This is a genomic window from Klenkia sp. PcliD-1-E (genome assembly GCF_024124375.1).
Taxonomy (GTDB): Bacteria; Actinomycetota; Actinomycetes; order Mycobacteriales; family Geodermatophilaceae; genus Klenkia.
This window is the reverse complement of record NZ_JAMXRZ010000032.1, coordinates 25,798-36,629: the sequence shown is the minus strand read 5'-3', so window position 1 is coordinate 36,629 and position 10,832 is coordinate 25,798. Positions and strand designations below refer to the sequence as shown.

Sequence of the window (10,832 nt, the reverse complement as noted above, 5' to 3'; positions counted from 1 at the left end):
CGGTCCGCGCGGTGGCGACGGCGCCCTCGACGAGGGGTGCGGCGGCGTTGAGGATGCCGGCGAGCTCGGCCAGCTCCCGGCTGCGGCCCGCGGACGTGCTGCGGCTGTGGATGACCCGGTCGTAGCCGGTGTTCAGCGCCCCGGTGAGGGCGCGGCGGGCGTCGTCGGTGCGGGGCGTGCCCACGGCGGCGAGCAGGTCGCCGATCGCGGTGAACACCGCACCGACGGCCGTGCGGTCGGGGTCGGCGGCCTCGGTCCGGGCCTGCACCAGCACCAGCGCCGTCGCCCACAGCCCACCGGCGACGAACCAGCCGACCTCGACGCGCAGCGGCAGCGGGGTCTGCAGGCCCGAGGACAGCGCCGCGTAGACCAGCAGCTGCAGCGCGCCCAGCGACAGTGCGGCGTCGATCGAGCTGATCAGCGCGGCGACCGCCGACAGGACGCCGATGACGAGCACCGGCCGCCAGCCCTCGCCGGTGGCCGCCTCGCCGGCCAGCAGGCCCAGCGTGCCGAACCCGGCGGCGGCCGCCACCCGGCGCATCCGGGTGCGCAGCGGCCCGCCCTGCGGCGCCATCGTGGCCGCCAGCGCGCCGGTGGTGGCGAAGACCCCCGCGCCCAGCGCGGCGGGGTCGGCGAGCCGGCCGAGCAGCGCGACGACGGCCAGCGGGCCCGTGATGGACAGCGCGAACCGGACGACGTCGCGCCAGGGCACCGGGGGGCGCTCGGTGCGGACCAGCTCGTCGAGCCACGCCGGTGCCCGCAGCCCCCTGTCCGCCACGGCGGAAGCTTCCCACCCGCGCTTGTCGGACCCCCGGCGCAGACTGGGCGGCGTGCCGCAACCATCGCCCACCGCGCCGGACCGGGGAGGCTGGCTGCGCCGGCTGGTCGGCTACTGCCTGCGCCACCGGGGCGACCTGGTCGGGGCCTTCGCGGCCGCGCTGGTCGGGTCGGTCATCGCCGGCGGGGTGCCGCTGGTGGTGCGCGCGGTCGTCGACGACGTGGTGGCCGGCGGCACGCAGTCGGTGACGCCCTACGTCTGGCTGCTGGTGGTCGCCGGGACCGTCCGGTTCGCCGCCGGGTTCACCCGCCGCTACCTGGCCGGGCGGCTGAGCCTGGACGTGCAGTACGACCTGCGCAACGACGTCGCCGTCGCGCTCGCCCGGCTCGACGGCCCGGGCCAGGACCGCACCCAGACCGGCCAGGTGGTCAGCCGTTCGATCTCCGACGTCACGCTGGTGCAGGGCCTGCTGGCCTTCCTGCCCAACCTGGCCGGCAACGCCCTGCTGTTCGTGGTCTCGATCGTGGTGATGGCCTGGCTGTCGCCCCTGCTCACGCTGGTCGCCCTGGCCGTCGGCCCGGCGCTGTGGTGGCTGGCGCTGCGTTCCCGGCGGGATCTGTTCCCGGCCAACTGGGCCGCCCAGCAGCAGGCCGGGGCGGTAGCCGGCGACGTCGAGGCCGCGGTCACCGGGGTGCGGGTGGTCAAGGGGTTCGGCCAGGAGGGCCGCGAGCTCGACCGGCTCGACGCCGGCGCGCGGACGCTGTTCGGCGCGCGGATGCGCGTGGTGGCCTTCACCGCGCGCTACAACCCGGCGCTGCAGGCCGTGCCGGCGCTCGGGCAGGTCGGGGTGCTCGCGCTCGGCGGGTGGCTGGCCCTGCGCGGCAGCATCTCGCTGGGCACCTTCCTGGCCTTCGCCACCTACCTGGCCGCGCTGGTCTCCCCGGTCCGCCAGCTCGCCGCGGTGCTCACCATCGGCCAGCAGGCCCGGGCCGGCGTCGAGCGCGTGCTGGAGATCGTCGACACCGAGCCCGGGCTGCGGTCGGGGTCCAGGCCGGTGCCCGCTGGCCCGCTGTCCCTGGAGCTGGACGACGTCACCTTCTCCTTCGCCGCCGGGGGCACCCCGGCCCTGTCGGGGGTGTCCCTGGAGGTCCGGCCCGGGGAGACGCTGGCGCTGGTCGGCACGGCCGGGTCGGGCAAGTCGGCCGTCGTGGGCTTGCTGCCGCGCTTCTACGACGTGGACGCCGGGCGGGTGCGGGTCGGCGGGGTCGACGTCCGCGAGCTCGACCTGGACGGGCTGCGCGGTGCCCTCGGGGTGGTCCCGGAGGACAGCTTCCTGTTCTCGGACTCCGTGCGGGCCAACATCGCCTTCGGCCGCCCCGACGCCACCGACGCCGAGGTCCGGGCCGCGGCCGAAGTCGCGCAGGCCGACGGTTTCATCGAGGAGCTGCCCGACGGCTACGACACCGTCGTCGGCGAGCAGGGGCTGACCCTGTCCGGCGGGCAGCGGCAGCGGGTGGCGCTGGCCCGGGCCCTGCTGACCGAGCCCCGGGTGCTGGTCCTGGACGACGCCACCTCCGCCGTCGACGCGACCGTGGAGGCCCGCATCCAGCAGGCGCTGCAGGAGACCGGCCCGCCCGGGCGGACCACCCTGGTCGTCGCGCACCGGGCCTCCACGCTCGCGCTGGCCGACCGGGTGGCGGTGCTGGACGCCGGCCGGGTGGTCGACGTCGGCACCGTCGACGAGCTCGCCGAGCGCAGCGCGCTCTACCGGCTGCTGGTCTCCGGCGACGAGGACGCCGGTCCCGGTGCGGTGGTCGACGACCGTGGTCCGACGTCGTCCTCGGGGAGCAACGGCCACCGGGGAGGACGGGCACTGCCCCGGGCGGAGGGCGGGAGCGACCCCGCCGCGTGGCCGGAGCCGCAGCAGGCGGGGCCCGGCGGCGACCGGACCCTGCGGGGCGCGGCGAGCTCGATCGGGGGGCGCGGCTCGGCGATGGCGAACATGGCGGCCACCCCGGAGCTGCGCGAGCTGGTGGCGGCACTGCCCCCGCTCGACGACGACCCCCGGGTGCCCCCGGAGCGCGCCCGGGCCGCCGACCCCGGCTTCACCCTGGCCGGCCTGCTGCGGCCCTTCCGGTGGGTGCTGGCCGCGGCCCTGGTGCTCACCGCCGCCGACGCCGCCGCGCAGATCGCGGTGCCCGCACTGGTGCGCAGCGGCATCGACCGGGGCGTGTCCGCCGACTCCCTCGCCGCCCTCGTGGCGATCAGCGCGCTGGCCCTCGCCGTGGTCGTGGTCGACTGGCTGGTCACCATCGGGGCCACCCGGTTGACCGGGAGAACCGGTGAACGGCTGCTCTACACGCTGCGGGTGAAGACCTTCGCCCAGCTGCAGCGGCTGGGCCTGGACTACTACGAGCGCGAGCTCGGTGGCCGGATCATGACCCGGATGACCACCGACGTCGACGCGCTCTCGGCGTTCCTTCAGACCGGCCTGACCACCGCGGTGGTCAGCCTGCTGACCCTCGTCGGCGTGCTGGTCGCGCTGCTGCTGCTCGACGTCGAGCTGGCCCTGGTGCTGGTGGCCTTCCTGCCCGTCCTCGCGGTGGCCACGTGGTGGTTCCGCCGCCGCTCCGTGCCGGCCTACACCGAGGCCCGCGAGCGCGTCAGCGCGGTCAACGCGCGGCTGCAGGAGGACGTCGCCGGGGTGCGGGTCACCCAGGCCGCCGTGCGCACGCAGCGCTCGCTGCAGGTGTTCGCCGACCGCGCCCGGGCCTACCGCGACACCCGGCTGCGGGCGCAGCGCTACATCGCCACCTACTTCCCGTTCGTGGAGTTCCTCTCCGAGCTGGCGGTGGCCGCGGTGCTGGTCGTGGGCGCGCAGCGGTTGTCCGACCGCACGATCACCGCAGGTGTGCTGGTGGCCTTCCTGCTCTACGTCGGCACGTTCTTCTCCCCGGTGCAGTCGCTGTCCCAGGTGTTCGACAGCTACCAGCAGGCCGCGGTCGGCCTGCGCCGGCTGCGGGACCTGCTGCAGACGCCCACCTCGACCCCGCCCGCGGCCGACCCGGCGCCGGTCGGGCGGCTGCGCGGCGAGGTCCTGCTCGACGGGGTCACCTTCGCCTACCAGGGCGCCTCGACGCCGGCCCTGCGCGACGTCACGCTGCGGATCGCCCCCGGGGAGACGGTGGCCCTGGTCGGCGAGACCGGTGCCGGCAAGTCGACGGTGGTGAAGCTGATCGCCCGGTTCTACGACCCGACCGGCGGTGCCGTGCTGGTCGACGGCCGCGACCTGCGCACGCTGGACCTCGCGGGCTACCGCGCCCGGCTCGGCGTCGTGCCGCAGGAGGCGCACCTGTTCGACGGCACGGTGCGCGACGCGATCGCCTACGGCCGGCCGGGGGCCACCGACGCCGAGGTCGAGGCGGCCGCCCGGGCGGTGGGGGCGCACGAGGTGGTCGCCGGGCTGCCCCATGGCTACCGCACGCGCGTGGGGGAGCGGGGCAGGTCGCTGTCGGCGGGCCAGCGGCAGCTGCTCGCCCTGGCCCGTGCCGAGCTGGTCGACCCCGACGTGCTGTTGCTGGACGAGGCCACCGCATCCCTCGACCTCGCCTCGGAGGCGGCGGTGAACCGCGCGGCCGACGCCGTGGCGGGGCGCCGCACGACGGTGGTGGTGGCCCACCGGCTGACCACGGCTGCCCGCGCCGACCGGGTGGTCGTGCTCGACCACGGCCGCGTGGTCCAGGTCGGACCGCACGAGGAGCTGCGCCGGGCCGAGGGGCCCTACGCGGTGCTCTGGCGGTCCTACGCCGCCGACGCCCTGGTCGACTGATCGCACACGCATGAGTTGCGCCACACCTGGTGCCGTGCCGGGGACCCGTCCACCCAGCTCCCGGCGTGCGAACAAAGGATGATGAGCACCAGAGCGCCCGTGCCGCCGCCGAGCTGGGCGACACCTGTGGGCCGCCTGACGGGCAGACCACAGGCGCGGCACCTAAAGTCCGAGAGCGTGGCACTACCGGTGGACGAAGGCGGTTACCCGGACCCGTTGGCGACGGTCCGGTCCCTGCCGCGCGCCGGTGCCCCGCTGGCCGAGGTCGTCGCCGCCCTGGAGGCCCGCTACGACCCCGCGCTGGCCGAGGACTGGGACGCCGTGGGCCTGGTGTGCGGCGACCCGGCCGAGGCGGTGCGCTCGGTGCTGTTCGCCGTCGACCCCACCGACGCCGTCGTCGACGAGGCGATCGAGGCCGGCGTCGACCTGGTGGTCACCCACCACCCGCTGCTGCTCACGCCCGTGCACGGCGTGCCCGCCGACGACCCCAAGGGCCGGGTCGTCCACCGGCTGATCCGGGCCGGGATCGGTCTGTTCGTCGCGCACACCAACGCCGACCGGGCCGCCGACCACGGCGTCAACGACGCGCTGGCCGCAGCCCTCGGCGTCGGCAACACCGTCCCGCTGGAGTCCGTCGGCGCCCCGCAGACCGACACGCTGGTCGTGTTCACCCCCGTCGAGGACAGCGACCGGCTGGTCGACGCCCTCAGCGCCGCCGGCGCCGGCGTGATCGGCGACTACACCCGCTGCGCGTGGCAGACCGTCGGCACCGGCACCTTCATCCCCGGCGACGAGGCCAACCCGGCCATCGGCGCCAACGGCCGGCTGGAGCGGGTCCCGGAGACCCGGCTCGAGATGGTCGTGCCGCGAGCCGCGCAGGCCGACGTGCTGCGGGCGCTGCACGAGTGGCACCCCTACGAGGACCCGGGGTACGCGGTCTTCGAGAACTCCTCCACGCCGAGCCGGGCCGGCCTCGGGCGGCTGGGCGAGCTGGCCCACCCGATCACCCTCCGCGAGTTCGCCGAACGGGCCGCGGCCGTGCTGCCGGCGACCGCTGCGGGCATCCGGGTGGCCGGTGACCCCGAGCGGGTGATCCGCACCGTCGCCGTGTGCGGTGGCAGCGGCAGCTCGCTGTACGGCACCGCGGCGTCCGCCGGCGCCGACGTCCTGCTCACCAGCGACGTCAAGCACCACCCCGCCCTCGACGCGATGGGGTCGCCGGGCCCGGCGATCTGTGAGGTGGCACACTTCGCCAGCGAGTGGCCCTGGCTGCCCGTGGCCGCGGACGTGCTGCACCGTGACCTGGGCGGGCGGGTCGACGTCGCCGTCTCCCGGCGGCGCACCGACCCCTGGACGCTGCACGTGCCCCAGCGCACGGACGACGTCCCCGACCCGGGTGTCACCCGTGGCGTCCGCCCGGCAGACGAGCGGACGACGTCGACACAGGGCTGACCCGCGCACAGGTGGGTCGGGGGGACCTGCCATGACCGACCAACCACCTGCCGGACGCCGGGCGGCCGACGTCGCCCCGGCGCGCAGCGACCGCAGCCCGTGGAACTGGCTGCTGCTGCTGCCGATCGCGGTGCCGCTGCTGGTCCCGCTGTACAACCGGCGCGACCCCGAGCTGTTCGGCTGGCCGTTCTTCTACTGGGTGCAGCTGGCCTTCGTCGTCGTCGGCGTGGTCACCACGTCGCTGGTGTACCGGGCGCACCAGCGCCGGAAGAGGGGCTGACCGGTGGACGGCATCAACACCGTCGAGCTGGCGGTCTTCATCCTGTTCTTCGTCGTCGTCACCGCCCTGGGGTTCGGGGCGGCGCGCTGGCGGCGGGCCGAGAGCCTCATGCACCTGGACGAGTGGGGCCTGGGCGGGCGCAGCTTCGGCACCTGGATCACCTGGTTCCTCATCGGCGGCGACATCTACACCGCCTACACGTTCGTGGCCGTGCCGGCGCTGGTGTTCGGGGCCGGGGCGGCCGGGTTCTTCGCCGTCCCCTACACCGTCGTGGTGTACCCGTTGATCTTCCTGGTGGTCATCCGGCTGTGGTCGGTGAGCCACGTGCGCGGGTTCGTCACCCCCGCCGACTTCGTCCGCTCGCGGTTCGACAGCCCCACCATGGCGCTGCTGGTGGCCATCACCGGCATCGTCGCGACGATGCCCTACATCGCCCTGCAGCTGGTCGGCATCGAGGCGGTGCTGAAGACCATGGGCGTCACCGGCGAGCTGCCGATCATCGTGGCGTTCCTGATCCTGGCGGTCTACACCTACAGCTCGGGCCTGCGGGCGCCGGCGCTGATCGCCTTCGTCAAGGACACCCTGATCTACCTGACGATCATCGTCGCGGTCATCGTCATCCCGACCAAGCTCGGCGGCTGGGACGTCGTCTTCGGGGCCGCGGAGGAGAAGTTCGACCTGGCCGGCAGCGGTGGGCTGCTGCTGCCGGGCACCGGGCAGGTGCAGTACGCCACGCTCGCCCTGGGCTCGGCGCTGGCGCTGTTCCTCTACCCGCACTCCATCACCGGGGCGCTGGCCGCCAAGAGCCGGGGCACGCTGCAGAAGAACATGAGCCTGCTGCCGGTCTACAGCCTGGCGCTGGGGTTCATCGCGCTGCTGGGGTACATGGCCATCGCCGCCGGCACGACCCCGGTGGACGGCGACGGCAACACGATCGTCCCGGCGCTGTTCCAGCAGATGTTCCCCAGCTGGTTCGCCGGTGTCGCCTTCGCCGCCGTCGGGATCGGCGCGCTGGTGCCGGCCGCGATCATGAGCATCGCCGCCGCGAACCTGTTCACCCGCAACGTCTACAAGGAGTACCTGAAGAAGGACGCGACGCCGGAGAACGAGGCCAAGGTCGCCAAGCTGGCGTCGCTGGTGGTCAAGATCGGGGCGGTCGCCGCGATCATCTTCATCAACCCGCAGTTCTCGATCGACCTGCAGCTCATCGGCGGCGCGATCATCCTGCAGACGCTGCCCTCGGTCGGGATCGGGCTCTACACGCGCTGGATGCACCGGGGTGCGCTGGTGGCCGGCTGGGCCGCCGGGATGCTCTCCGCGCTGTGGGCGCTCTACGAGATCCCGCGGCTGGGGCCCGACGGCACCGTGGTCCGCGAGCACTTCGGCGGGTCGGCGTTCTCGCTGTCCAAGCTCGGGTTCGACACCACGACGACCGTCTACGCGGGGTTCCTCGCGCTGCTGGCGAACCTCCTGGTGACGGTCGTCGTCACCCTGGTGCTGCGGGCGATGAAGGTCGACGACGGCGTCGACGGGACGGCGGCGACCGACTACACGGCCGAGCGGGAGGACCCCTCCGTGCGCGACCTGCCGGACCCGCTCGCCTCGGCCCCCGGGGAGGACCCGCAGCGCAGGTAGGTTGGCGGGGTGCAGGCAGACCACTTCGACCAGCAGAAGCTGCTGGCCCTGGCCGCGGAGGACGTCGCGCTCGCGCAGCTCGCCCACCGACGGCGGACCCTCCCCGAGAACGCCGCCGTCAGCGCCGCCGAGGAGGCGCAGCGGACGCTGGCGGCGGACGTCGTCCGTGCCGAGACCGAGGTGCGCGACCTCGACCGCGAGCAGAAGCGGCTGGAGGCCGACGTCGACGGCGTCCGCGCGCGCGCCGAGCGCGACCGGCAGCGGATGGCGTCCGGGACGGCGACGCCCAAGGAGATGACCAGCCTGCAGCAGGAGCTGGACTCCCTGGCCCGCCGCCAGGGCGACCTGGAGGACCAGGTGCTCGAGCTCATGGAGCGCCGCGAGGCCGCCGACGAGGTGCTCGCCACCGCCCGGTCCGGCCTGGACAGCGCCCGCGCCGACCAGACCGCCGCCGAGCAGGCCCGCGACGCCGCCCTCGCCGAGATCGCGTCGGGCGAGCAGGCGCACGGCGCCACGCGGACCGAGGTCGCCGGGACGGTCCCCGAGCCGCTGCTCGCCCTGTACGAGCGGGTCGCGAAGCAGACCGGTGGCACCGGCGCCGCGGCCCTGCACGCCCGCCGCTGCGAGGGCTGCCGGATCGAGCTCTACGGCACCGAGCTGGCTGCGGCGCGCAACGCCGACCCGCACACCGTCATCCGCTGCGAGAACTGCAACCGCATCCTGGTCCGCACCGCCGAGTCGGGACTGTGAGCCGCCGACTGGTCGTGGAGGCCGACGGCGGGTCCCGGGGCAACCCCGGCCCGGCCGGCTACGGCGCGCTGGTGCGGGACGCCGACACCGGCGACGTGCTGGCCGAGCGGGCCGCCTCGGTGGGCCGGGCGACCAACAACGTCGCCGAGTACGGCGGGCTGGTCGCCGGCCTGCAGGCGGCGTTGGGCATCGACCCGGACGCCGAGGTCGAGGTCCGGATGGACTCCAAGCTGGTGGTCGAGCAGATGTCGGGCCGCTGGCAGATCAAGCACCCCGACATGCGCAAGCTCGCGGTCGAGGCCCGCGGCATCGCCCAGCAGCTGGGCCGGGTGCGCTACACCTGGATCCCGCGGGCGCAGAACTCCGCCGCCGACGCCCTGGCCAACTCCGCGATGGACGGCAGGCCCGTGCACCGCGACGCGGGTCCCGCGCCGGTCGAGGTCGAGGCGGCCCCGCCGGCCGAGCCCGCGCCCGTCGTCACCACCCGCACGCTGCTGCTGAGGCACGGCCGCACCGCGCACACCCCCGAACGCCGCTTCAGCGGCAGCAGCGACCTGGACTTGTCCGACCTCGGGCGCGTCGATGCCGAGGCCGCCGCGCAGGCGATGGCCGGGCGGGGCATCGAGGCAATCGTGTCCTCGCCGCTCAAGCGCTGCCGGCAGACCGCCGGTGCCGTCGCCGAGGTGCTGGACATGCCGATCGAGGTCGACCGCGACCTGCGCGAGCTGGACTTCGGGGCGTGGGAGGGCATGACCGGCGCGGAGGCGCTGGCGGCCAACCCGCTGGCCTTCCGCCGCTGGCGCACTGCGCTCGACGTCCGACCGCCCGGGGGCGAGTCGATCGCCGACGTCTCTGCCCGCGTCGCCGCCGCCCGGGCCCGCATCCTGGAGCGGCACGCGGGGCGGACCGTCCTGCTGGTCACCCACGTGACCCCGATCAAGCTGATGCTCGCCGCCGGCCTGGGCGTGGGGGACGAGGTCGTGCACCGCGTCTTCCTGGAGGCCGCCAGCCTCAGCGAGGTGTCCTGGAGCACCGACGGCTCGAGCTCCGTACGCCTGGTCAACGACACCTCGCACCTGCGCCCCGACCCCAGGTGATCATCGCCGGGTGGCTGGCGGTCGCGGCGCGTCACCCGGCCATCGGCCGATGATCGACGCGGGTCCGGGCGCCGGCCCCGGCTCCGCAGCGCCTGTTCGGTCCGGGTGACCACCGTGCTTGCGGAGAGGTGGCGGGCGGCGAACCGCAGGACGAGGTCGCCGGCGGCGGCCATCAGCGAGTAGCGGTCCACGTCCCGGCCGAACTGGTCGTGCTCGGCGTGCTGGCGGCCCTCGTACTCCGTCCGCAGCCGCCAGCGCCGGTGGGCGAGGTCGCTGTGCGCCACGACGACGCCCCAGCGGTCCATGACCGGCACCTGCACCTCGGGTCGGGCAGGGGGCTCTCGACCAGCCAGTAGCGCATCAGGCTCTCCGGCCGCGTCATCGCTCCCGCGACCAGGAGCGGTGCGCACTCGCGGGCCCGCACCACGCCCCGCACGCGTTCCACCCGGTCGAGCCGCGCGGCCAGGTCCGCGGCCGTCAGGTGACCGGGGCGGAGCAGGGCGTCGCCGACCGCGACCAGCTCGGCCGGTGGCAGCACGGCAGCCAGGTCCAGGAAGGTCTGCTCTGCGGAGGTCACCCGGAGCCCGTCGAGGTCGACCACGTCCGGGGGACCGAGTCGACGCGTGTGCACCACCAGGTCTGCCCGCTGCGGCAGCACCCGGCGCGGGGTCAGTACGACGTGGGACCGAGCCGGGAGGTCGACGTGTGCGCCCAGCAGGTGCGCCGCCGTCGTGTGGCTGTAGGCAGCGTCGGGTGGCAAGGCGGTGGCCGACACGGCCAGCCGCTCCCGGACGTCGATCGCGGCGTCGAGCCGCACGACGAGGTCGTGGCTGATCGGCACGTGGCGACCACCGCGCAGCTGGGACCGGGTGAGCCCGGCGTCGCGGGCCGTCGCGAGGGTGTAGGTCGGGGGCAGGTCCACGAGCGCACGGTGCGTGCGCCGAGGCCCGAAAGGATGGCGTGCGGGGATCTGTGGACGGCGCGACGAGATGTGGACGGTGGCCGGTGCAT

Annotated in this window: 7 protein-coding genes and 1 pseudogene; 6 read left to right on the top strand and 2 right to left on the bottom strand. The window is 75.0% G+C overall.

Annotated features, from left to right (window positions below):
- A pseudogene (locus tag NH342_RS08720) lies at window positions 1–778 on the bottom strand (FUSC family protein); the annotation flags it as partial.
- 52 nt (window positions 779–830) lie between these two features.
- Between NH342_RS08720 and NH342_RS08715 the strand changes: the two are divergent.
- The 6 genes from NH342_RS08715 (at window position 831) to NH342_RS08690 (ending at window position 9,821) form a co-directional block, all read left to right on the top strand.
- Window positions 831–4,607 carry an ABC transporter ATP-binding protein gene (locus NH342_RS08715; RefSeq protein WP_253013775.1) on the top strand — a complete coding sequence of 1,259 codons (3,777 nt, stop codon included), beginning with the start codon at window positions 831–833 and terminating at the stop codon, window positions 4,605–4,607.
- A gap of 177 nt (window positions 4,608–4,784) precedes the next feature.
- The gene (locus NH342_RS08710; protein WP_253013773.1) at window positions 4,785–6,059 is read left to right on the top strand and encodes a Nif3-like dinuclear metal center hexameric protein; all 1,275 of its coding nucleotides are present in this window, start codon (window positions 4,785–4,787) and stop codon (window positions 6,057–6,059) included.
- Window positions 6,060–6,090: 31 nt separating this feature from the next.
- Window positions 6,091–6,339 carry a DUF3311 domain-containing protein gene (locus NH342_RS08705; protein ID WP_253013771.1) on the top strand — a complete coding sequence of 83 codons (249 nt, stop codon included), beginning with the start codon at window positions 6,091–6,093 and terminating at the stop codon, window positions 6,337–6,339.
- A 3-nt stretch (window positions 6,340–6,342) separates the two neighbouring features.
- Window positions 6,343–7,974, top strand: coding sequence for a monocarboxylate uptake permease MctP (gene mctP / locus NH342_RS08700; protein WP_253013769.1), 1,632 nt, complete (start codon window positions 6,343–6,345; stop codon window positions 7,972–7,974).
- A gap of 9 nt (window positions 7,975–7,983) precedes the next feature.
- A complete protein-coding gene (locus NH342_RS08695) occupies window positions 7,984–8,724 on the top strand; it encodes a zinc ribbon domain-containing protein (protein WP_253013767.1) in 741 nt (246 codons plus the stop codon).
- Window positions 8,721–9,821, top strand: a complete 1,101-nt coding sequence (locus NH342_RS08690) for a bifunctional RNase H/acid phosphatase (protein ID WP_253013765.1) — start codon at window positions 8,721–8,723, stop codon at window positions 9,819–9,821. Before NH342_RS08695 ends, NH342_RS08690 begins: the two co-directional genes overlap by 4 nt.
- Window positions 9,822–9,993: 172 nt before the next feature.
- Here NH342_RS08690 and NH342_RS08685 read toward each other — a convergent pair whose 3' ends face one another.
- Entirely contained in the window at window positions 9,994–10,743 is a 750-nt protein-coding gene (locus tag NH342_RS08685) for a hypothetical protein (protein WP_253013763.1), read from the bottom strand.
- Between the last annotated feature and the right edge of the window lie 89 nt (window positions 10,744–10,832).

Coding starts and splice junctions, on each gene's coding strand:
- NH342_RS08705 (WP_253013771.1), top strand. CDS start 6,091: ATGACCGACCAACCACCTGCCGGACGCCGGGCGGCCGACGTCGCCCCG.